Source organism: Subtercola sp. PAMC28395, assembly GCF_018889995.1.
In the GTDB taxonomy this organism is placed as follows: Bacteria; Actinomycetota; Actinomycetes; order Actinomycetales; family Microbacteriaceae; genus Subtercola.
Window position 1 is genome coordinate 574609 of record NZ_CP076547.1, and the last position, 21501, is coordinate 596109.

The window sequence follows — 21501 nt, forward strand, 5'->3', positions numbered from 1 at the left end:
ACCGGATCTCGTGAAGCCAGTCAGGCTCACACCCGGTTGCGAAACAGAGCACTGCGAGCATCATCACCCCCAAAGGACCTCCCGTGTCAATCGCTCATCTCACCACCTCGCTCGCACCGGCCCCCCTCACGCAGCGCCAGACCGTCACTCCGCTGCCCACCTCGGCACCGACGACCTCCGCTGAGCCGGGCAGCCCAGCGGCATCCCGCATCCGTGCCGTACCGTCGGGCACCGAAGCCCGCGGCTTCGTCTTGTACGTCGGCATCGACGAAGAGAAGGCCGAAGCAGACGGCACCGAGCTCGGCAAGATCGTTGCCCAGATCAAGGCGCTCGTCGCCCAGATCGCCCCCAGCTCAGAGACCTACGCCGCTGTTGCGCTGGCGCCGCGCGGCTCAGGCGGCCGAGACGTCGACGTCGTTCGTCTCGCCCTCCAGGATCCGGCCGCACTCGCCAAGCACCGCCACGAGGAGCCCGAACCCGAAGATCGCGCCCGCGACGGCGTCGTGATCGACCTCTCGCGCAAGCGCCTGCTGCTCGACAACGAATCGGCAAACCTCACCTACAAGGAGTTCGAGCTTCTCCAGTACCTGGTGCTGCGCGAAGGTCGCACCATCGACCGCGCCGAACTGATCAATGCGCTCTGGAGCGCCAGCGACGACGACATCCCCAACGAGCGCACAATCGACGTGCACGTTCGCCGCCTGCGCTCGAAGCTCGGCGACTATGAAGACATCGTGCGCACGGTTCGCGGTGTCGGCTACCGCTTCGACCGCCACGCCGACGTCTCGGTGCGCCAGACGAGCACCCCCAGCCCTGACCTGTTCTGAATGCTGTTTGTTTGGTGCGCCGCGGAAATATTCCCGCACGGATCAGAGGTTCCAAGCGCGAAACGAACAGACGCAGACCCTCTGGGCGAATTCTTAGGAAAATAACGTTTTGATAACTTGCTCGCCGTTACATAACCGTTATATAGTTCAAGAGCGTTAGTTGTTTGCTGTGGCAGCGAAGCGCGGAATGTGATTGCAGGACACTCTTGGTGCAAGGGAAAGACCCGGTCGTTAGCCTCTACGACCGGGTCTTGTCCATTTAAATTGGCTTGCCGCCGCCTCTGCGGCAGACTGCCGGGAGAAGTGCGCGCAACCTAAGCTTCTCCCCGGAAACGGAAAAGCGACGCACGGGTCGCCGCTTTTCCCGACCTCGTCGGCCTTGCCGCCGCCTCTTCAGCAGACTGCCGGGAGCAGTGTCCGCAACCCGAGATTCTCCCCGGAAACAGAAAAGCGACGCACGCGCCGCCGCCTTGCCCGACCTCGTCTGGTTCGGATCGGCCGTGGTGCAGCAGTTGACGTCGAGCACTGATCGCGCGTGAGGCCGATGCGACGAAAAGCGCCGCATGCACCCACCTCCATGCGGCGCGACGATCCTGCCAGCGAGGCGACGCAGGCGCGGTCTGACCCACGATTAGCTCCGCACGGCGCGAAGTTGCGTTTACGCTGGAGTCCTGAGAAAGGGCACAGATGGCTGACCACGACTACGCGCACAAGGTTTCACCGGTCGCCGCATGGGAGGCGCTCTTCCGCGCCCAGGTGACGATGATGCGCATGCTCGCCGAAGACTTCCCCTCACAGGTCATCTCGCTCACCGAGTACGACGTGCTGTACACGCTGTCGATCCAGCCCGAGCGACGCATGCGCATCCGCGACCTCAACACACGTACCCTGCTCACCCAGCCGAGCGTCTCCCGGCTCGTCGACCGGCTGGCGGCCCGCGGCATCCTCTCGAAATCGGTCGACCCGAGCGACGGCCGCGGCACCATCGTCTCCCTCACAACCGATGGGTTCGAGGTCTACCGCGAGGCTGCCCGCGTGCACGGCCGCACAATCAGCCACGAGATGTCGAAGGCGCTGCACCCCGACGAGCTCGCCCAGCTACTCGCGCTCTGCGACAAGCTCCGCATCAGCGTCAGCGGCGGCACCGACGACTGTGTGGTCGACACTGCGCCAGAAGCTGCGGCCGAGGCACCCAGCGCGGCGACGGCCGAATGAGCGACCGGCCCAGCCTCGTCTGGTTTCGTGACGATCTGAGGGTTGCCGATCATCCGGCGCTTCATGCTGCGGTCGACCGCGGTGAGCAGATCGTCTGCGTCTACATCCTCGACGAATCAAGCCCGGGCATCAGGCCCCTGGGCGGCGCGAGCAAGTGGTGGCTGCACCACAGCCTCGCGGCCCTGGCTGGCGAACTGGATGCCCTGGGCCTCACCCTGACGCTTCGAAGCGGTGCCGCGACCGACGTCGTGGCCGAGCTGTGTGCCGAGACGCGGGCCGGAGCCGTGTTCTGGAATCGCCGCTACGGTCTCGCTGAGCGCGAGATCGATTCCGGGATCAAGTCGTCGCTCAAGGCGCAGGGCATCGAGGCCCGCAGCTTTCAAGCGAGCGTGCTCTTCGAGCCGTGGACCCTGCAGACCGGGCAAGGTCAGCCCTACCGTGTCTTCACGCCGTTCTGGAAGGCGTGCCTCGGTGCCCCGACGCCGCGGCAGCCGCTCCCCGCGCCGACCCGAGCAGCCATCGCTGCCCTCGAACCAGGGGCAGCGGGCGGCAGCACCAAGACCGCCCGCACAGAGACCTCGTCTACCTCAGCGAACTCCTCAGAAGCCACCGATTCGCTGCCGACCGAACCTCTCGATTCGTGGGGGCTGCTCCCGACGGCTCCCGACTGGGCCGGCGGCCTCCGCGATGCGTGGGTGCCCGGTGAGGCCGCAGCACACGCGCAACTCGCCGCCTTCGTCGCCCACGGGCTCGGCGACTACTCCAGTGACCGCGACCTGCCCGCCCAGGACGTCACCTCCCGCATGTCGCCCCGGCTGCGCTTCGGTGAGATCAGCCCGTTCCAGCTCTGGCACGGGCTGAAAGGCCCGTCTGCCGCCCGAACCGTGCAACCCGGCGGGAGTGCGGCGTTCCTGCGCGAAGTCGGGTGGCGCGAGTTCGCGTATCACCTGCTCTACCACTTCCCCGAGATCACGACCGAGAACATGCGGCCGGCCTTCAACGCGTTCCCGTGGAACGAGCCAGACCCCGAGACCCTCGCGCTCTGGCAGCAGGGCCGCACCGGGGTTGGACTGGTCGACGCCGGCATGCGCGAACTCTGGCAGACCGGCATCATGCACAATCGTGTGCGGATGGTCGCTGCATCGTTTCTCATAAAGAATCTGCTCGTCGACTGGCGCGTCGGCGAAGCCTGGTTCTGGGACACGCTCGTCGACGCCGACCAGGCCAGCAACGCCATGAACTGGCAGTGGGTCGCCGGCTCGGGAGTGGATGCTGCACCCTACTTCAGGGTCTTCAACCCGGCGCTGCAGGCCGCCAAGTTCGATCCCGATTCCGAGTACATCACCACCTACGTTCCTGAGTACGGTACGCCCGCCTACCCCGACCCGATGGTCGACCTGGGCGAATCCCGCAAGCGCGCCCTCGACGCCTACGAGACCATCCGCGGCAACTGAGCGTCGGCCTTATGCTCGGCCCGCGTCGAAGGTACGTGCGAAACCAGCCCGGGCCTCAGCCCGTGGCGGGCGACTGCAGCGTGCTGTTGATGCTGCGGTTGAGCTCGGCTGCCTGCGAGTCGAGGGCCTTCAGCTGGCTGCGCAGGTCGTTGTAGTGGGAGATGTCGGCCTGGATCGTGTCGTAACGCGCCTTGAGCTCGTCGCTGCGCTGCTGGATGACGCTGCGCGCCGCAGTGAACGACGATTCGCTCGAAAAGCCGCCGCTGTCGGCTCGTGAGTTGAAGGAGCTGATGTCTGCGTTCAGCGTGTCGATGTCTGCTGTGTACTTCGACGATTCGGCATCGATGGCATCTCCGGCGGCCGTGAGCTGCGCGGCCAGCGTCGTCTCCTGGTCTTGCACCTGCTTGAACACGGCCTGGAACGAGGCGTTCAGCGCCACGACCTTCGAGCGGTCTGCGAAGTAGTGCGCGTAGTGCGCCTCGAGTTCAGGGCTCAGGGTGGCGAGCTCGGTGCCGAAGATCGAGTGCAGCTCGTTGTCGCGCTCGCCCGGCTCGAACGTGGCGTAGCTCGCCATGCGTGCCGAGAGCTCGGGGTCGTCCTTCACGGTGGCGTACTGCGCCTCGAGCAGGGCGTCGAGGTCGGTGCGGTCTGAGTCACTGAGCCGCGCATAGACCGCGTGGAGCATCTCGTGTGCCGCCGTCACGCCGCGAATGCCGGTGAGCCGGGCATCCGACACATCGAAGATATGGATGCTCGACCCGTTGTAGCACCCGAGTAACACAAAATCGTCGCGAGACGACCCGCACACGGCGGTGAAGTCGCTGGCGCTCTCGACGGTGGGTGCGCTGGCATAGAAGTAGAAGCGGCCCTCGTCATTGAGACCCGAGTCGGTCGACATCTGGGCCAGTTCGGCGGTGGGCCGGTAGTTCCAGACGGCGATCTGGTCTTCGATGCGCTGGTGGAAGATACCCCAGCCGATCGCCCCCGCGGGCACAGCGATCGCCACGATGATCGCAAGCGCCAGGAACACTCGACCCGCTCGGGATCGCCGGCGCGGCGGGCCCGGAGGCGGCGGCCAGCCTTGCGAGGTGCGGCCGTTCTCGTCGGCGAGCGCGTCGAAGTCGAACAGGGTCACTGCCACTCCTCTAACGTTCGCTGTACATTGATTCTAAGAGGTTTGGGCGGGCTGGCTCGGGGCTCGCGACCGATTCTCACGAAAGGGCATTCCATGGGAATCTTCTCCCCCGGATTCACCGGACGGCGTCGTGACGCCAACCCCCTGCTGCCGCCGGGCCAGTACGAGGTGAGCAACTTTCCGGTGCTCTCTGCTGGCCCGACACCCAACATCAACACCGACAACTGGGCGCTCTCGTTGCGTGCAGCGAACGGTGACCTGAAGGCATGGAACTGGCAGACTCTGATGCAGCTGCCGATCGACCAGTTCACGGTGGACCTGCACTGCGTGACCCGCTGGTCGCAGTTCGGTATGGGATGGCGGGGCGTGTCGCTCGACCACCTGCTCGAGGGCGTCGACACCTCAGCCGAGTTCGCGATGGCCTCATGCTACGGCGGTTACACGACCAACGTGCGCACCAGCGACCTGGTCGGCGGCAAGGCCTGGATCGCCTTCGAGTTCGACGGCAAACCGCTCGCCCCCGACCACGGCGGGCCGGCACGGCTGCTCATCCCGCACCTCTACCTGTGGAAGAGCGCGAAGTGGGTCAACAACATCACGCTCATGGATCACCACGAGTTCGGCTTCTGGGAGACGTACGGGTATCACGACGTGGGCGACCCGTGGAAAGAGGAGCGGTATTCGTAGTGAGGGCTGAGTCGGACACCCCGGGTTCTGCGGTGACGGTGGTGAAGGTGGTGGCTGCACGTGACGCTGACGCCGTGACTGGTTTGGCTGGCCAGCATGGTTGAGTGGCATCGGGCAACCGTCGAAGCGATACACGACGAGACGGCCACCGCCCGCACACTCGCGCTGCGGGTCGAAGACTGGCCGGGGCAGCTCTCGGGCCAGCACCTCGATCTGCGGGTGACGGCGCCCGACGGCTACCAGGCGTCGAGGGAGTACTCGATCGCGTCTGGTGCGTCGACAGACCCCGATGTACTGGTCGAGATTTCGATCGAAGAACTGGATGACGGCGAAGTCTCGCCGTACCTTGTTCGCGGCATCGAGGTCGGCGACATGATCGAGGTCCGTGGCCCGGTCGGCGGGTACTTCGTGTGGAAGCCGGAACAACCCGAGCCGATTCAGCTCATCGCGGGCGGGTCGGGTGTGGTTCCGCTGATGTCGATGTTGCGCACGCACGCGGGTGCCGGGCATCCGACGCCGATGCGGCTGCTGTACTCGGTGCGCGCGCCGGAGTTCGTCTTCTACACCGAGGAGTTGCAACGGCTTGCCGACGAGTCGGGAGCGCATGTGTTGATCGACTACGCGTTCACCCGGCAGGCGCCGCTGGGCGCGGACCGTTCAGTCGGGCGGCTCAGCCGCACCGAGGTCGAGATGCTGACCGTCGGGCCAGAGCTGGGGCCGACGACGTATGTGTGCGGGCCCAACGGGTTCGTGGAACAGATCGCCGGCTGGCTGGTCGAGCTCGGGCACCCCGCAGCTCGCGTGCGCACCGAGCGCTTCGGAGGGGTTTAGGCGCACAAGGCGGTCGAGCGTGGAGAAGTCGCCGGTTGAGGAGTCGAAACCCCCAGGCACATCCGGTTTCGATACACGCAGCTACACCGCGTTACTCAACCGGCGGCTGCGTAGCGTCAGGCGAGGTGTTCGGCGAAGAAGGCGTCGATGCGCTTCCACGCGTCGGCGGCCGCTTCGGGATTGGGGCCTGCCCCGAGCATCAGCTTGGTGATCGGGCGCATCGCCTTCGGGCCGGTCTCGGCGTCGTTGAGGAAGGAGTGGCCGGCCTCCGGGTACTCCTTCACATCGTTGGGAACGCCTGCCTGGGTGAGCGCCGATTCGAGCTTCGCCGCGGCACCCTTCAGCGACTTGTCTCGGCCGCCGTAACTGCCGACGACCGGGCACGCTGTTGCGGCCCACGCATCGATGTCACCCGGCAGCCGGCCGTAGTTTGCGCTGGCCGCATCGAAGCCTCGCCCGCTCGTCGCCGCCGCGAGGGCAAACCCGCCGCCCATGCAGAAGCCGAGCACGCCGACCTTGCCGGTGCAGTCGTCGCGGCCGAGAAGGTACTGGCGGGCGGCCTCGACGTCGACCCAGGCGCGGCCTTCACCGCTCGTAATCGCCTTGAACGTCGCGACCACGCACTTTCGCGCACCGCCGTCCACGAAGATGTCGGGCATGAGCACGAGAAACCCCGCGTTCGCCATGCGGTCGACCTGGCGACGCATGACGTCCGTCATGCCGAAGGCCTCGAAGACCATCACGACCGCGGGCCACGGGCCCTCCCCGGCCGGTACAGCGAGTGCCCCGTAGAGCCCGGGGCTCATACCGGGCAGCGCGGCCCCCGTCAGATCGACATCACTCAGTGTCACGGTGCCGTTCTCTGCCGCAGCGTCGTTCTCAGCCATGGATCCACCCCTCTTCGTTGATGCTGATGTTGATGCTGATGTTATCGACTTTCCCGAATGTGCAGCATTTCACTGAATTTCTTGCACTTTGGGGAAAGTCGGCGCGCGTGGAGCTTCAGAGTGCGCGCAGCTTCTCGAGCAGGGGGCCGGCGACGGTGTCGAGGAACTCCTGCTGGCGCTGGTCGCCGACCTGAACCAGGGCAACGTCGGTGAACCCTGCCTCGAGGAACGGCTTCACACTCTCGGCGAGTTCGTCGAGGTCGGGGCCGCAGGCGATGCTCGAGGCGACATCGTCAGGCCTCACGAACTGGCTCGCACCGGCGAACCCCGCCGGCGTCGGCAGATCGGCATTGACGGCCCAGCCACCGGCGAACCACCGGAACTGTTCGTGGGCCAGCGCGATGGCTTCGTCTTTGTCGGGCCCCCAGCAGATCGGTATCTGGCCGATCGACCGCGATGGGCCAGCCCCTGCGAGGTCCGAACGCGCCGCCTCCCAGCCCGAGATGAGCTCGGCCTTCGGCTCGGTCGCGATCAGCGCGTCTCCGAGAGGCGCGAAGCGCTCGATCGACTTCGGGCCAGAGACCGCGATTCCGATCGGCACTCCCCCGTCGGGCACGTCCCAGATGCGGGCCGAATCCACGCGGAAGTAGTCGCCCTGCCACGTCACGAGTTCGCCGGTGTGCAACTCCCGGATGATCTGCACAGCTTCTTCGAGCATGTCCTGCCGGGCATCCACCGCGGGCCAGCCCTCGCCGACCACGTGCTCATTCAGGTTCTCGCCTGCACCGAGCCCCAGGGTGAACCGGCCGTCGGCCAGCAGCTGCAGCGTGGCGGCCTTCTGCGCGACGACGGCGGGGTGGTACCGGATGCTCGGGCACGTCACATACGTCGCGAGTTCCACCCGCGTGGTGGCCTGGGCCACGGCACCGAGCACCGTCCAGGCGTAGGGAGCGTGGCCCTGGCTCGTGAGCCACGGCGAGTAGTGGTCGCTCGAGACTTCGAAGTCGAAACCCACGTTCTCGGCGGCGACGGCGTAGGCGACCAGGTCTTTGGGGCCGCTCTGCTCGGTCATGAGGGTGTATCCGAAACGCGTCATCTCAACTCCAGGTCGTCGGTGCGGTAACTGAATCCAGACTCTGCCCGGCGTCTGACGAAGTCAAAGCGGCGGGGTCGGGGTTGCGCGCGACGCGCCCGTGTGTTTCGGTTCGCCCATCCTGCCGGGTGGGTGTACCAACTTGTGTCGGATTGCGGACGGGTGAGCAACGGAAGTTGGTACACCGAGTGGCGGAGGGCGGGGGGCGGGGGGCGGGGGGGGCGGGGCGGGGCGGGGGACCAAGCGGACGAGGTGGGGGCTCCGAATGACGTGTGCCGGGCATCCGGTACCTCGCATCTGGCTGCCAGCGATTCTCGTTAGACTTGGACTCGTAAACAGGCAGGGGCACGATCGTTGGGCGGTTCGAACTGAAGATCATGAGCTACAACCTGCGCAGGCACGCAGCTACCGCTGAACTGCTTGAGCTCGTTGCACGTCACCCTGTCGACGCACTCACCCTCCAGGAGGGCGACGGCGTTCGCATGCCGGAGGAGATCGGCGATCTCAAGCTGGCGAGCGCGACCTACAAGAGCGAACTCGGCCTGGCTATCTACTACCGGCCCGAGCGCTTCACTGCGCTCGACTCGCACGCGTTCTCGCTGCAGCGCGCGCTACACGACCGCGTGCTGCTGCCGGGCATCGAACGTCTGCTGACGACCCGGTTGGTCGATGTGAACACCGGGCAAGACCTGCAGCTGGCATCGTTTCACGCCTCACCACTGTCGGCGACCAACCTGATGCGCCGGCGGCAGATCGCCGGGGCGCTGAAGCACCTGAGCGAACTGAGCGGCGACGTGCCGACGCTCATGGCGGGCGACTTCAACTACCCCCTGCTTCGCAACAAGCTGATCAAGCAGGTCGAAGACGCGGGGTATTCACTGTCGCTGAGCGACGGGCCGACCTACTTCTACACGAAGTCGATCGCTTACCACTTCGACTTCCTCACCTCGAAGGGGCTCGACATCCAACTCGTCGAGACGCTCCCTCAGGGTCTCTCCGACCACAGGCCCATCCTGGTGACGACCGAGATCCTCAAGCGGGCTGGGCTCGATTCGCCGGCCGCACGCCACTCAGGCGACGACCAGTCACCGCACGATCCCGTGCTCGACGAGGTCTGACCCCCAACAGTCACCACGACCCGGTCACGGGTACCGGCTCAGGGCCCGACCATGCGCCAGACCATGGTGAGCACGCGCTCCGACCAGTCGTCTGAAACTGTGCCGACACGAATGAACTCGCCGAGCGACGACCCGAGAATGAAGTTCAGGGCGACATCGACATCAACGTCTTCCCGCAGCTCCCCTGAAGCGACGCCGGCGACGAGCAGGTTGCGCACGAGGGCGATCCAGGGCACCAGCATGCCGCGGATGAGGTCCATGAACTGCCTGTCTTGACCAGCCAGAATGGCAGAGACTCCGCCCATGCCGAGAATGTTCTCGACTCCATCGCGGGATTGCCGGATGACCCACCGGAGCTGCTCGATGTACGCCGTGTCGGCGGGCGGAACCGGGTTGATGACCACCGACAGTATCGCCGCTTCGAGCAGGGCGTCGCGATTCTCGTACCGCCGGTAGATCGTCGTCTTTGCGATTCCAGATGCCGCCGAGACAGCCTCGATGTTGACGGCCGCCGGCCCCTTGGTACGCAGGATGTCGAGGGTCGTCGACAGGATCAGCGCGACCGTGCCAGACTTCTGCGCACCTGGCGTCTGCACACTGGGCGTCTCTACGCCTGGTTTCGCCACGCCTGGTTTCGCCACGCCTGGTTTCGGAAGCAGCGCAGCGTCATCAGACATGATGACGACTGCCCCACCGCTCGAGACCCCGGCTGCGCGAGTGCACGACTCAGCGCGTCGGCAGGATCTTGCCCGGGTTGAGGTTCTCACCCGGGTCGACCGCAGTGAACATTCCCTGCACCAGGTCCGCCCCTGCCTCAGAGATATCTGCGACCGTCCACTGGGAGTGTTCGAGCCCGACGCTGTGGTGGTGCGACAGCGTCGCACCGGAGTCGATGAAGGCCTGCTGGATGGCCGACTTCACCACGTCGTACTGCGCGATCGGGTCGACCCCATCGTGAGTGAACGCGAACGTGAAGTAGAGGCAGGCTCCGGCGTGCATCGAGTGCGAGAGGTGGCACATGATCCACCCCTTCATACCGATCTCGTCATACGCCTTGTTCGCCGCGGCGAAGACGTTGTCGTACAGCGGCTTCAGCTTCGACCACGGCGCAGAGGTCTCCGATACGTCGGCCGCGGCTCCCCTGTCGAGCAGGAAGTCACGCAGGTACGGGGTGTCGAACTTCTTCTGGTCGTAGAGCGTTCCCGGGCCCTTGCCGAGGTTGATCGCACCGTGCTTCTTGAGCACGTCTGAAACCACCGACTTCTGGTGGGCGACGTTGGCCGACGAACCCTCGTAGCCGATGAACGAGAGGCAGACCTCGTCGAGGTTCCAGCCGCGGCGCTTCAGGAACGCGAACAACGCCTTCTGAACCTGGCCGCTGATGCCGTGGCTTGCCTTTGAGGTGCTGAAAGAGAACGCGGTCTCCCTCGCATCTGACACGCGGGTGATCGAGGGCGCAGCATCGCTCTTGTTGATGTCGTGCATGGCGGCGAGCGCCGAATCCCAGTCGTGGAAGAGATAGCCGATGACCTCGCGCTTCTCAGGCACACGGTGCACCTGCACGACGGCCTCGGTGATGACGCCGAGGCGGCCCTCGCTGCCGAGGATGGCCTCACGCACGCTCGGACCTGTCGCCGAAGAGGGGATGGGGCGCACGACCAGCAGCTTGCCGGGCTGAACGACCCGGATGCCCTTGGTGATCTCGGCGATGTCGCCGTACTTGTCGGACTGCATTCCCGACGAACGGGTGGCAATCCAGCCGCCGAGCGTCGAGTGGGTGAAGCTGTCGGGGAAGTGCCCCATGGTCCAGCCACGGGCGTTCAGCTGCTCTTCCATATCGGGACCGAGCACGCCGGCCTGGATGGTGGCAAGCCCGGAGTACTCGTCGATCTCGAGCACGCGCGAGAGCCGGCCCATGTCGAGCGAGATCACGGGGCGTGTCTCGGTGGGCAGCGGTTCGAGGCTGCCCACGATGTTGCTGCCGCCACCGAAGGGAATGATGACGGAGTTCGTGGCCACGGCGAGGTCGACGACGCGCTGCACTGCGCTCTCGTCCGCCGGGTAGACGACGACGTCGGGAATGCGCGGCAGGATCGCTGCGCGAAGCCTGATGAGATCCCGGATGCTCTTGCCGTAGGTGTGCACGACACGCTCGAGGTCATCGACGGTCGCGTACTCAGGCCCGACGATGAGCGTCAGGGCGTCGATCAGCTCGGCACCCGCCTGGCTCGGCGGCACGGGGACCTCGGAGAAGTCGATCGGCGGCACAGGCTCCCGCCAGACATCGATTCCGACGGCATCAACAACGAACGGTGCGAAGCCGGGCTTGTCTTCGTGGTGGAACCCCACGCCTTCAACGCCCCAACCCCACCACTTCATGTGTTTGACGTCGGTCATGCGGCTCCTTCGGTGGGGGTTTGCGTAGTACCCGGCGTTCCGGGGTCGTTCTGCAGGTCTGGATCGATCAGGCTGATTGGTGGTTTCGGCTGGTGCGAGACGTGAAGCTCCCGCACCGTGCGCTCGATGCGCTTGTTGAACTGGTCGACAGTCTCACCGTCGGCGGCGATCAGTGGTTCACCGAAGGCGACTTCGACCGGTGGCCGGCCGGGCACGGGCCAGTTGCGCCCTCGCGGCATCGCCTCTGAGGCACCGATGATCGCCAGCGGCAGACACGGGATGCCGTACTTGATGCAGAGGGCCGCTGCCCCCGCTTTGAAGGGGGCGATCGTTCCGTCTTTGGAACGCGTTCCCTCGGGAAAGACCAGGAGCGGCACCCCGTGGTGCAACAGCTTGCCGGTGAGGCCGTTCGACCGGGAGGCCGCACTGCGATCGACCGGAAAGGCGTTGAAGAACAGCGCAGTGAGGCCCTTGCGCCACCACACGTCGAAGAAGTAGTCCGCAGCTGCAGCGGCCGCAAGGTAACGGGAGAGCCTGCTCGGCATTGCGCCGAGGATGAGCGGGGCATCCAGATGGCTGCTGTGATTGGCTACGACGATGTACGCGCCGTGCACATCCTTCAACTGCGAGCGACCGGTGACGTGGATTCTCACCATCGACCAGATGAGCGGTTTCAGCAGAAGGCGCTGTGCTACGAAACGAGCTCCCGCTTGGGCCCGTGAAGTGTACCTATTGCCGAACTCCACCAACCCAGAGTACTCACAATGCACCGCGAACCGAAACGCACACCGTAGCGATACTATTTACGAGGGCCGAACGGGCCCCTGTCAGTGCGCGCGACTGGACGAAATGCGGCCCGAGATCCACCGGATTCCGTTTCGCGGGGCGTGCCTGGCGACGAACATGAGCGCCGAGTACCGCTTGGAAGGGATGGAGATGACCTTGCCACTGGCGGCATCAGCAAGACCGTCTTCGACCATTCCGTCGAGATCGATCCAGAGGAACTCCGGTATCGACGACTTGCGAATGCCCGCGCGATCGTGAAAGTCGGTGTGAACCCAGCCGGGGCAGAGCGCAGTCACCTGCACCCCACTGCCCTTCAATTCCACCGCGAGACCCTCGCTGTAGATGCGCACCCACGCTTTGATCGCGGAGTAGCTGCCCATCGTGATGAAGCCCGCCGCACTCGAGATGTTGATGATCGTGCCTGAGCCGCGCGCCTTCATGGTTCGGCCTGCCACCGCACCCAGCATGAGTACCGCGCGGCACATCACGTCGAAGGCGTGCTCGTGCGGCGTCGTGTCTTCAGCCAGCAGCGAGGTGTGCACCCCGAAGCCTGCGTTGTTCACGAGAGTGTCGATCGGGTCGTCTGTGCGCGCCAGGATCTCACCGATGCGAACAACGTCGTCGCGCACCGCGAGGTCGGCAGAGACAGTCTCGACGTTCACCCCGAACTCCAGCCGCAGCGCTGCCGCCGCCCGGTCAAGCTTCTCTGTGTCGCGCGCGACCAGAACAAGATTCTCACCCCTGGTCGCCAGCGCCCGGGCGAACGAAGCTCCGATGCCCGAGCTGCCGCCAGTGATCAATGCGGTTCCCATGGCAAACACCCTACGACACGGCAACGAACGACAGTTGCGAATACGCCCCTTCGCCGACGGTTCCACCGAACCGCGACGCCCACAGCACGGGAGTACCCCATGACCGAGAACACCGGCGACTTCGACATTCGCCAGTACACGCGCACCGCGGCGGGAAGCCACGAGGCGACTCTGCCGCTGGAGGCGTTTGCCGAGCATCCACTCGGCGCCCAGTCGCTGCGTGCCATCGCGTACCTGCGCGACCTCGAGAATTTCACGATGCACCACATGCGTGACGTGCTCGTGACCCCCTCGCACAAAGATGCTCGCCTGACCGCCTTTCTGGCCACCTGGGCGTTCGAGAAGTACTGGATCGCCGACGCCTTCGACCGGATCCTGGCTGTGCACGACAACTTCGTACCCGCCACGAATCGCGCGAGGCTCACGGTCGTGCGCTTCGGCCGCGAGTTCGTCGACCGGGTCTCGCCGATCGTCAACGCTGTGAGGTCCAACCTCATCGGCGAAGACTTCATCTCGATCCACGTGACCCACGGCTACATCGACGAACTCGTGAGCCGGGTGTCTTACGCAGAGATCGTCAGACGGGAACCGAACGCTGCGCTGGCCGAGGTTCTGAACGGTTTTCAGGTGCTGCGAAATCGCCACTTGCACTTCTTTGAAGGCGAAACCCTTCGCAGACTGGAAGAATCGGCCCAGGCCCGAAAGCTGACACGGTCGTCCCTGAAGCACTCGTGGGCGCCGACGGGTACGAGCGAGCAACCAACCCAGGAGACGCGATTCATGATGAGCTACCTGTTCAGCGGCCCGGGCGGGCAGGCTGACATCGAAGCGATCGACGACGCCGTCGACCAGCTTCCCGGGCTTCGCGGCCTCACTATCGCGCGCAAGGCTGCCCACCGTTTCGGGGTGAACGTCGGTTCTCGGCTGGCGGCTGGGCTGCCCACCTCCGGCGGCGCGACGGGAGTGACCACGTGAGCAACAGCGAGAAGTCCACACCGGATGCTGTGGTGAACCCAGGCCCAGACGCAGAGGTGTTCGCACCCCTCGAAGGCCAGCACATCATGCTCACCGGCGCCACCGGATTTGTCGGCCAGGCCCTGCTCGAGAAGCTGCTGAGCGACTATCCGACCACCCGCATGACGCTACTCATCCGGCCGAAGGGCTCGCTGACCGGCGAGGCGCGACTCACAAGCCTGCTGCGCAAACCCGTCTTCTCGAAGTGGCGTGAACGGGTCGGCGCCGACGAGGTCGACCGCGCGATGCGCGAGCGAATCACGGTGGTGGAGTCGAGCATGGGCTCCGTCGCCGCCATGCCCGCCGACCTCGACGTTCTGATCCACAGCGCCTCGACCGTGTCGTTCGACCCGCCCATCGACGAAGCCTTCAAGACCAACGTCGGCGGCGCGGTCGGGCTCTACGAGGCCCTGCTGCGCACCGGCTCCGACCCGCACGTCGTTCACGTCTCGACGGCCTACGTCGGCGGCATCCGCAAGGGCACCGCCGTCGAAGAGTCTCTGAAGCACACCGTCGACTGGCGTGCGGAGATGGATGCTGCGGTCGCCGCCCGCGCGCAGGTCGAGGCCTCCTCCCGCCGCCCAGAGGTACTGAGAAAGCTCATCGCCGCAGCACGAAGTGAGGTGGGCAAGGTCGGCCCACAGGCCATCGCCGCGGCAGCAGAACAAGGTCGCGTCGAATGGGTCACGAAGCGCTTGGTCGACTACGGCCGCACCCGCGCGCAGAGCCTGGGCTGGGCCGACGTATACGCGCTGACCAAGTCGATGAGCGAGCGAGTCGCCGAACAGTTGTGGGCCGGTAACGGGCACCGCCTGTCGGTCGTTCGCCCCGCCATCATCGAGAGCGCGTTGAACCACCCCTTCCCCGGCTGGATCGACGGCTTCAAGGTCGCCGACCCGTTGATCATCGCATACGGGCGCGGGCTGCTGCCGGAGTTCCCCGGCCTGCCAGACAGCATTCTCGACATCATCCCCGTTGACATCGTGGTCAACGCCACCCTCGCCGTCGCCGCGAACCCGCCCGCCGTCGAAGAGCCGAAGTACTACCACCTCAGTTCGGGCGGGCGAAACCCGCTCACCATGCGTGACATCTACGAGAACGTACTGACCTACTTCAGGGCCAACCCGATTCCGGATGACCAGCGGGGCCACATCAGAGCCCCCCTCTGGTCGTTCCCCGGCGCCAAGGCGATCGCCAGGGCCCTGCGTTTCGGCGAGCGCACGAACAGCTACGCCCGCAAGACCCTCCTGCGCCTGCCGTCGTCGAGCGTCACGCGCGACTGGATGCGCAGCGTCTCATCCAGGCAGACCGATCTCGAACTGCTGCGCGCCTACTCCGACCTGTACCAGAACTACACCCAGGCCGAGATCATCTACGACGACAGCCGAACCGCAGCTCTGAACGAGCAGCTGCCTCTCTCCGAGCGGGCGAAGTTCGGTTTCAATTCGCAGTTGATCGACTGGGATCACTACCTTCAACAGGTGCACTTCCCGGCCGTGACCACACTGATGCGCACCTTCAGCTCTCGTCCCCGCCCCAAGGCGCAGGTCGAGAAACCGCTGCCGCACAACCCCGACGCCGTTGCGGTCTTCGACCTCGAAGGCACCGTGCTGGCGACCAACATCATCGAGCAGTACCTCTGGGTGAGACTCGCCAGCCTCGACAAGTCGAAGTGGCCGGCTGAACTTGCCAACCTCTTCGGCTCCCTGCCCCGCTACATCGCGACCGACCGGCGCGACCGGGGCGAGTTCCTCCGCACCTTCCTCCGGCGCTACGAAGGCGTCGACGAGGCCGCGCTCCGCGAACTCATCCGCGACTCGGTGGGCGACGTTCTGCTGCAGCGCATCCGGCCCGAAGCGGTCAGGCAGATTCGCAAGCACCGCGAGGCCGGCCACCGCACGGTTCTCGTGACCGGTACGATCGACGTCTTCACCTCGCCGTTCGTCTCGCTGTTCGACGAAGTCGTCGCGAGCTCGATGCACTCGCAGAACGGCATCTGGACGGGCTACCTTTCGAAGCCTCCGCTCGTCGACGAAGCGAGGGCGGCCTGGCTCCGCATCTATGCCGAGCGCGAGGGAATCGACCTGTCGAAGTCCTATGCCTACGGCGACAGCCACGCCGACCGCGCCTGGCTCGAACTCGTCGGAAACCCGCAGGCGGTCAACCCCGATGCGGCGCTCTACCAGCACGCAACGGTCAAGCACTGGCGCATCCACCAGTGGACCGACAACAAGATCTCGCCCATCGACACGATCGCCGAACTCCTGCGACCAGCTCCTCCTGTGACGGTCGCCGAGGCGAACCGCCCGCAACACGAACTTTCCACCGCACCCAGCCTGAAAGAGATCTTCCATGAGTAGACCAGGATTCGTTCTGAGCGTCGACGCGCAGACCCCTCCACTCGTCGTCTTCCAGGGCGAGAAAGTGCTGCTGGAGCGGCTGCCCGCCGGTGCCAGTGTGCTGTACCCGCCTGACGCGCTCCCGGGCATCCGCTCAGTCGAAGCGCAGATCGACCGCGCACTCGCCAAGCCTGTCGACAGCGAACCGCTGGCTGCATTGCTTCACCCCGAGACCCGCGTGACGATCGTCTTCGACGACCTTTCGCAGCCGCTCACCGCACGCACTGCACCGGATGTTCGGCAGCGCGTCATCGAACGAGTGCTCGAGCTTGCCGCTGTGGCCGGCGTCGACGACGTCGAACTCATCGCGGCAACCGGGCTTCGGCGCCGCCTGACCGCGCAGGACCTGCGCGCAGTGCTCGGTGACCGCGTGTTCGCCTCGTTCTCACCCGACAGGCTGCGCAGCCACGACAGCGAAGCCACGAACGATCTCGTGGAGGTGGGCCGCACCGCCGACGGCACCCCGATCGAGATCAATTCCCGCGTCGTTTCGAGTGACCTGGTCATCTCGGTTCGCCTGGCCAGCGCCGTGGGCAACGAGGGCGCACCTGCCGTCGTCACGAAGCTGGCCAGCGCTGCGACCGCGCGCGCCCTCAACTCCCCTCTCGCGGTGGCTCCGGGCTCTGCCGATGCCTACGGCGCTCTCGTCGACCAGATCGGTGACACGGCCAAGGTCTTCACGATCGACGTCACGCTCTCACCTGAGCCGACCGGCCCCGGTACCGCGTTTCTCAGCAAGCGCGAACGCGAATGGAGCCTCACCGACAGGGCGCTCTCTACAGGACTCCAGGCTGCGACCCGTCTGCTTCCCTCTCGCAAACGTGTGGGGCTGAGCCAGATCTCGGGCATCGGGTTCGGCGTGACCTCGGTGGTTGCCGGGCGACCGAGCTCCGTGCATCCCCTCACCGAAGCCTTCCTGACTCAGCAGCAGGTCGGCCAGGTCGCCGCGCCCGCCGACGTCGCGCTCTTCGGAATCCCGAACCCCGGAGGAATCGGCACCACGCTGAACCCGGTGACGGCGGCTGCCCTCGGCCTCGGCCAGGTCTTCAACGGCTCGACCTCGGCGCCTGTGGTGCGCAAGGGCGGCACGGCGATCTTCTACCACCCGCTGGCGAACTGGTTCCACCCGCTGTACCACCCTGCCTACGTCGATTTCTTCGCCGAAGCGCTCGCCACGACGACCGATTCCGGCCGGCTCTCAGCCGAATTCGAGGGCAAGTTCGCCTCAGACCCGTGGTACCGGCACCTGTACCAGACGAGTTTCGCGCACCACGCGCTGCACCCGTTCCACGCCTGGTACTCGGCGGCCCCGGCCATCGAGCACCTCGGTGACGTGATATTCGTCGGCGGCAACCTCGAGTCGACCAGGCGCATGGGGTTCAAAGCAGCGACGACCCTGAACGACGCACTGGAGATGGCGAGCGACAGCGTCGGGCTCTCCCCGTCGATCACGTACGTCCACGGGGCACCGGTGAGCATCTCCGAGGTCAGCTGATGAAGCACACGCCCGGTAAGGGAATCGGCAGGGCTTCCGCCATTGCGGTGCGCCTCGCCGTCGACCCTGTCGTTCGCGGGCTCGACCAGCTGGCAGACCACCCGGGCCCGTACCTCTTCGTGGCCAACCACCCGAGTGAGTTGGATGCCGCGCTGGTCAGTGAGCTCGTGCGCGAATACGCGCCGCAGCTCGTCTCTGTGGGCGTCGAGCCACGTCACGGCCTGCTCGGCCTCGCCGACCAGGCTCGCGGACTCCGCTCGGTGTCTCGCCTCAGCACTCTGCTGCACCACGGCGTGAGCCTTCTGCTCTTTCCCGAGCGGCACCGCTCCGACGACGGCTCGATGACGGAATTCGATCTCGGGGCTGCTCGGCTGGGCATCCGGTCGGGCGTCACCATCGTGCCCGTTGCACTGGTCGGAACGTTTCGTGCCCTCCCGCCGTGGCGCGTTCTGCCCGAATCGGGGGGCCACTCGGTGACCGTCGTGTTCGGCGCACCAATCCGTACGGCGGCCGGCGACGAACCCTCTGCAGTGAATGCCTCGATCGTCGAGGCCATCACTCTTGGCATGGCCGAGGCGACGCTCGGCTGGTACGGCGCCCTTCGTGCGCAGGCCGAGGGTTCACTGCCAGACACAAAGACAGACGAGACAGCCGCCCACTGGCGACGGGTCTGGAATGCGACAAAACCTGAGCGCCAGACCCGGCGCCAGGTGTGGACTTGACCCAACAGACACCGAGAATTCAGCAAGCTATCGCACAATAGTCATAGATCCACCCAGCCACACCAACCCGGATGCACGCTCAAGCCGGTTCTATTCAAGAGGAGGACGAGGAGCTTCGCTTCACAGCAAGCTGCTCTCACACGCTCATGGCCTTCGATATCGACAACTACACCAAGACCTCGAAGAACGTCGCCTGGGAAGACCTCGACTTCGAAGACTTCCGCACGAACCCTCTGCCTCCTGACACCCTGCGCGTCATTCGATATATGGCCGATGTGGAATACCACACCGTCTGCTACATGCGCGATATGCTCGTCACCCCCTCGCACCGCGATGCGGATGTGACCGGATTCATGACGATGTGGAACCGCGAGGAGTTCTGGCATGGCGAGGCGCTGGCCGATGTGCTGCGCATGCACGACATCGTGCTCGAGTTCGATGAGCTCAAGTCGAAGCGGTTGAAACTGGGCTGGAAAGATCGGATCGACCCCGTGAAGCAGTCGGTGCTCTCGAACCTCGTGGGCAAGGACTTCATCGGCGTGCACATGATCTGGGGCGCAGCCAACGAGTGGTCGGCCGTCGCCGCCTACAAGCGCCTTGCCGAGATCGAAGGCAACCCCGTGCTCGCCGAACTGCTCAAGCGCATCGCGATGCAGGAGGCACGGCACGTGGCGTTCTACGCAACGCAAGCTCGCGAGCGTCTCGGCAAGAGCGTTGTCGCCCAGAAGTTCGCGCGGTTCGCCCTGGGCAAGTTCTGGGGCCCGGTCGGCTCGACCATCATGGACAAGTCCGAAGTGAAGCACGTCATGGGGCACATCTTCGGGGGCCCAGAAGGGCGCAAGGCTGTTAACGCCATCGACGCCCACATCGCGAAGATGCCTGGCCTGCAGGGCCTGACGATTGTCGCCGACTCGCTCGACGCCAACGGGATCACTGCGTAGCAGCAGGAGTGGTGCGGGTCGGCGGGGTGTACCCCTCGGAGAACCGGCCGCACGCAGCACTGAGACGTTCTAGGCTGGATCTGATGCGACTACTCCTGATCAGACACGGCCAGACGATCGACAATGTGAACGGCGCGCTCGGCACCGCGATTCCGGGGCCGGGCCTGACGCCTCTCGGCAAACGCCAGGCCGCGGCAATTCCCGATTCGCTGGCGTCGATCCCGGTCGACGCGATCTATGTCTCGACGTTGCGACGTACCCACGAGACCGCAGCGCCGCTCGCGCTGGCGCGGGGAATTCAGCCGGTTGTGCTCGAGGGAATCCACGAGATCGATGCCGGTGACCTCGAACAGCGCTCCGATGAGGAGGCGATCCGCAGCTATATGGGCACGATCTTCTCGTGGTGGGGCGACTTCGACGCCCGTATTCCGGGCGGAGAAGACGGTAACGAGTTCTACGGCCGTTACACGGCAGCGATCGAGCAGGTCGCCGCAGCCCACCCCACGGGAACCGTCGCGGTGGTCAGCCATGGAGCTGCCATCCGCACCTGGGCATCGTATGCCTCCCAGAACATCGACGCTGAGTTCAGCAAGACGCACGTACTCGAGAACACGGCAGTCGTCGTGCTCGAGGGCTCGGCAGCAGACGGCTGGGTGACGACCTACTGGGCCGACGAGCCCATCGGCGGCGCGGGCCTCGAAGACCACTCGGCTCCCGACCCCACCGCAGGCGGGAACGGGGCAGAGAGTTAGGCTCGCCGGGCCGCCGTCAGGCTCGCGCTGATCTCGGTAGCCGCGTGACGCAGGGGCGCGAGCAATGTCGCCCTCATCTCCTCCGGCGTGCGCGTACCGGCCGAGACTGACACGTTGATGGCCGCCACCACGCGCTGGGAGGCATCGAACACCGGCACAGCCATCGACCGCAGCCCGATCTCGAGCTCCTGGTCCACCAGCGCGAAGCCCTGCTCGCGCACCCGCTCGAGTTCGGCGAGGAGGGCGGCCCGGCTATCGATGGAACGCGGGGTCATCTGCGAGAACGTCACGAGGTCGAGGTGGGCGAGCAGATCGTCCGGTGCCAGACCTGCCAGCAGCACCCGCCCCATCGACGTCGTGTAGGCCTCGAAGCGGGTGCCGACGCTGATCGTCACGCTCATGATGCGCCGCACCGCCACCCTGGCGACGTAGACGATGTCGCCGCCGTCGAGCACCGAAGCCGAGCTCGATTCGCCTGTCTCGCGGGAGAGCTGCTCGAGGTACGGCTGGGCGACCTGCGGCAGGGTGAGGGCAGAGAGGTAGCTGAACCCGAGCTCGAGCACCCGCGGCGTGAGCGTAAAGAGCCGCCCGTCGGTCTGCATGTACCCGACTTCGACCAGCGTCAGCAGAAAACGCCGGGCGGTCGCCCTGGTCAACGAGGTCTGCGCAGCGATCTCGCTGAGGGTCATGGCCGGGTGGTCTGCGTCGAAGGCGCGGATGACGGTCAGACCGCGGACCAGCGACTGCACGTACTGGTCGCTCGGCTCGGGCAGCTCGCTCGCTGGTCTGGGGTCTCGCTGCTCGGCCTGCACGCCAGTCATGCTACCGGCCTGAGACTTGCTGGCGATTCGAGGCATGCCACCGGCCCGACGCATGCAGTCGGCCCGAGGCATGCAGGGCCGTGGCCGCGCAGCCCGTCGGTCAGCTGGTGGCGCG

Annotated in this window: 20 protein-coding genes; 12 read left to right on the top strand and 8 right to left on the bottom strand. The window is 65.7% G+C overall.

Annotated elements, in window-relative coordinates; translation table 11 throughout:
• The first annotated feature begins 83 nt into the window (after nt 1-83).
• The 3 genes from KPL76_RS02785 (at nt 84) to KPL76_RS02795 (ending at nt 3496) form a co-directional block, all read left to right on the top strand.
• Nucleotides 84-827: a winged helix-turn-helix domain-containing protein gene (locus KPL76_RS02785; RefSeq protein ID WP_371733930.1), complete on the top strand. Its 744-nt coding sequence runs from the start codon at nt 84-86 to the stop codon at nt 825-827.
• Nucleotides 828-1514: 687 nt separating this feature from the next.
• Complete coding sequence (locus KPL76_RS02790) at nt 1515-2042, top strand: MarR family winged helix-turn-helix transcriptional regulator (RefSeq protein WP_216334986.1); 528 nt, start codon at nt 1515-1517, stop codon at nt 2040-2042.
• On the top strand, nt 2039-3496 hold the full coding sequence (locus KPL76_RS02795; protein WP_216334988.1) for a deoxyribodipyrimidine photo-lyase: 1458 nt from the start codon (nt 2039-2041) through the stop codon (nt 3494-3496). The genes KPL76_RS02790 and KPL76_RS02795 overlap by 4 nt, the downstream gene beginning before the upstream one ends.
• Nucleotides 3497-3551: 55 nt before the next feature.
• Here the strand turns inward: KPL76_RS02795 and KPL76_RS02800 are convergent, their stop codons facing one another.
• Nucleotides 3552-4631: a hypothetical protein gene (locus KPL76_RS02800; protein WP_216334990.1), complete on the bottom strand. Its 1080-nt coding sequence runs from the start codon at nt 4629-4631 to the stop codon at nt 3552-3554.
• Nucleotides 4632-4724: 93 nt separating this feature from the next.
• Between KPL76_RS02800 and KPL76_RS02805 the strand changes: the two genes are divergently transcribed.
• Together KPL76_RS02805 and KPL76_RS02810 are read left to right on the top strand one after the other, a co-directional pair.
• Nucleotides 4725-5318 carry a molybdopterin-dependent oxidoreductase gene (locus tag KPL76_RS02805; protein ID WP_216334992.1) on the top strand — a complete coding sequence of 198 codons (594 nt, stop codon included), beginning with the start codon at nt 4725-4727 and terminating at the stop codon, nt 5316-5318.
• Nucleotides 5319-5414: 96 nt separating this feature from the next.
• Nucleotides 5415-6149 carry a ferredoxin reductase gene (locus tag KPL76_RS02810; RefSeq protein ID WP_216334993.1) on the top strand — a complete coding sequence of 245 codons (735 nt, stop codon included), beginning with the start codon at nt 5415-5417 and terminating at the stop codon, nt 6147-6149.
• Nucleotides 6150-6265: 116 nt separating this feature from the next.
• Here KPL76_RS02810 and KPL76_RS02815 read toward each other — a convergent pair whose 3' ends face one another.
• Entirely contained in the window at nt 6266-7036 is a 771-nt protein-coding gene (locus KPL76_RS02815) for a dienelactone hydrolase family protein (protein WP_216334995.1), read from the bottom strand.
• 115 nt (nt 7037-7151) lie between these two features.
• Nucleotides 7152-8132, bottom strand: a complete 981-nt coding sequence (locus tag KPL76_RS02820) for a TIGR03557 family F420-dependent LLM class oxidoreductase (protein ID WP_216334997.1) — start codon at nt 8130-8132, stop codon at nt 7152-7154.
• 374 nt (nt 8133-8506) lie between these two features.
• On the opposite strand from KPL76_RS02820, the gene KPL76_RS02825 reads away from it, so the two are divergent.
• A complete protein-coding gene (locus KPL76_RS02825; protein WP_371733931.1) occupies nt 8507-9247 on the top strand; it encodes an endonuclease/exonuclease/phosphatase family protein in 741 nt (246 codons plus the stop codon).
• A 38-nt stretch (nt 9248-9285) separates the two neighbouring features.
• Here the strand turns inward: KPL76_RS02825 and KPL76_RS02830 are convergent, their stop codons facing one another.
• The 4 genes from KPL76_RS02830 to KPL76_RS02845 form a co-directional block, all read right to left on the bottom strand.
• Nucleotides 9286-9924 (bottom strand): TetR/AcrR family transcriptional regulator, encoded by a 639-nt coding sequence (locus tag KPL76_RS02830; protein ID WP_216334999.1) that lies wholly within the window; start codon nt 9922-9924, stop codon nt 9286-9288.
• Between the two features lie 49 nt (nt 9925-9973).
• On the bottom strand, nt 9974-11644 hold the full coding sequence (locus tag KPL76_RS02835) for an FAD-binding oxidoreductase (protein WP_216335001.1): 1671 nt from the start codon (nt 11642-11644) through the stop codon (nt 9974-9976).
• A complete protein-coding gene (locus tag KPL76_RS02840; protein ID WP_216335003.1) occupies nt 11641-12300 on the bottom strand; it encodes a 1-acyl-sn-glycerol-3-phosphate acyltransferase in 660 nt (219 codons plus the stop codon). The genes KPL76_RS02835 and KPL76_RS02840 overlap by 4 nt, the downstream gene beginning before the upstream one ends.
• Nucleotides 12301-12471: 171 nt before the next feature.
• Nucleotides 12472-13242, bottom strand: coding sequence for an SDR family oxidoreductase (locus KPL76_RS02845; RefSeq protein ID WP_216335006.1), 771 nt, complete (start codon nt 13240-13242; stop codon nt 12472-12474).
• A 99-nt stretch (nt 13243-13341) separates the two neighbouring features.
• Between KPL76_RS02845 and KPL76_RS02850 the strand changes: the two genes are divergently transcribed.
• The 6 genes from KPL76_RS02850 (at nt 13342) to KPL76_RS02875 (ending at nt 20565) form a co-directional block, all read left to right on the top strand.
• The gene (locus KPL76_RS02850; protein WP_216335007.1) at nt 13342-14217 is read left to right on the top strand and encodes a hypothetical protein; all 876 of its coding nucleotides are present in this window, start codon (nt 13342-13344) and stop codon (nt 14215-14217) included.
• Nucleotides 14214-16616: an SDR family oxidoreductase gene (locus KPL76_RS02855; protein WP_371733932.1), complete on the top strand. Its 2403-nt coding sequence runs from the start codon at nt 14214-14216 to the stop codon at nt 16614-16616. Before KPL76_RS02850 ends, KPL76_RS02855 begins: the two co-directional genes overlap by 4 nt.
• The gene (locus tag KPL76_RS02860; protein WP_216335009.1) at nt 16609-18150 is read left to right on the top strand and encodes a lactate racemase domain-containing protein; all 1542 of its coding nucleotides are present in this window, start codon (nt 16609-16611) and stop codon (nt 18148-18150) included. The genes KPL76_RS02855 and KPL76_RS02860 overlap by 8 nt, the downstream gene beginning before the upstream one ends.
• Nucleotides 18150-18872: a lysophospholipid acyltransferase family protein gene (locus KPL76_RS02865; RefSeq protein ID WP_216335011.1), complete on the top strand. Its 723-nt coding sequence runs from the start codon at nt 18150-18152 to the stop codon at nt 18870-18872. The genes KPL76_RS02860 and KPL76_RS02865 overlap by 1 nt, the downstream gene beginning before the upstream one ends.
• Before the next feature lie 146 nt (nt 18873-19018).
• Nucleotides 19019-19813, top strand: a complete 795-nt coding sequence (locus tag KPL76_RS02870; protein ID WP_216335012.1) for a ferritin-like domain-containing protein — start codon at nt 19019-19021, stop codon at nt 19811-19813.
• 83 nt (nt 19814-19896) lie between these two features.
• A complete protein-coding gene (locus tag KPL76_RS02875; RefSeq protein WP_216335014.1) occupies nt 19897-20565 on the top strand; it encodes a histidine phosphatase family protein in 669 nt (222 codons plus the stop codon).
• Here the strand turns inward: KPL76_RS02875 and KPL76_RS02880 are convergent.
• The gene (locus tag KPL76_RS02880; protein ID WP_216335015.1) at nt 20562-21386 is read right to left on the bottom strand and encodes an IclR family transcriptional regulator C-terminal domain-containing protein; all 825 of its coding nucleotides are present in this window, start codon (nt 21384-21386) and stop codon (nt 20562-20564) included. The two genes, KPL76_RS02875 and KPL76_RS02880, sit on opposite strands and share 4 nt — an antisense overlap.
• Nucleotides 21387-21501: the final 115 nt, after the last annotated feature.

Coding starts and splice junctions, on each gene's coding strand:
- KPL76_RS02790 (WP_216334986.1), top strand. CDS start 1,515: ATGGCTGACCACGACTACGCGCACAAGGTTTCACCGGTCGCCGCATGG.
- KPL76_RS02795 (WP_216334988.1), top strand. CDS start 2,039: ATGAGCGACCGGCCCAGCCTCGTCTGGTTTCGTGACGATCTGAGGGTT.
- KPL76_RS02805 (WP_216334992.1), top strand. CDS start 4,725: ATGGGAATCTTCTCCCCCGGATTCACCGGACGGCGTCGTGACGCCAAC.
- KPL76_RS02810 (WP_216334993.1), top strand. CDS start 5,415: ATGGTTGAGTGGCATCGGGCAACCGTCGAAGCGATACACGACGAGACG.
- KPL76_RS02815 (WP_216334995.1), bottom strand. CDS start 7,036: ATGGCTGAGAACGACGCTGCGGCAGAGAACGGCACCGTGACACTGAGT.
- KPL76_RS02820 (WP_216334997.1), bottom strand. CDS start 8,132: ATGACGCGTTTCGGATACACCCTCATGACCGAGCAGAGCGGCCCCAAA.
- KPL76_RS02825 (WP_371733931.1), top strand. CDS start 8,507: ATGAGCTACAACCTGCGCAGGCACGCAGCTACCGCTGAACTGCTTGAG.
- KPL76_RS02830 (WP_216334999.1), bottom strand. CDS start 9,924: ATGTCTGATGACGCTGCGCTGCTTCCGAAACCAGGCGTGGCGAAACCA.
- KPL76_RS02835 (WP_216335001.1), bottom strand. CDS start 11,644: ATGACCGACGTCAAACACATGAAGTGGTGGGGTTGGGGCGTTGAAGGC.
- KPL76_RS02840 (WP_216335003.1), bottom strand. CDS start 12,300: ATGGTGAGAATCCACGTCACCGGTCGCTCGCAGTTGAAGGATGTGCAC.
- KPL76_RS02845 (WP_216335006.1), bottom strand. CDS start 13,242: ATGGGAACCGCATTGATCACTGGCGGCAGCTCGGGCATCGGAGCTTCG.
- KPL76_RS02850 (WP_216335007.1), top strand. CDS start 13,342: ATGACCGAGAACACCGGCGACTTCGACATTCGCCAGTACACGCGCACC.
- KPL76_RS02860 (WP_216335009.1), top strand. CDS start 16,609: ATGAGTAGACCAGGATTCGTTCTGAGCGTCGACGCGCAGACCCCTCCA.
- KPL76_RS02865 (WP_216335011.1), top strand. CDS start 18,150: ATGAAGCACACGCCCGGTAAGGGAATCGGCAGGGCTTCCGCCATTGCG.
- KPL76_RS02870 (WP_216335012.1), top strand. CDS start 19,019: ATGGCCTTCGATATCGACAACTACACCAAGACCTCGAAGAACGTCGCC.
- KPL76_RS02875 (WP_216335014.1), top strand. CDS start 19,897: ATGCGACTACTCCTGATCAGACACGGCCAGACGATCGACAATGTGAAC.
- KPL76_RS02880 (WP_216335015.1), bottom strand. CDS start 21,386: ATGACTGGCGTGCAGGCCGAGCAGCGAGACCCCAGACCAGCGAGCGAG.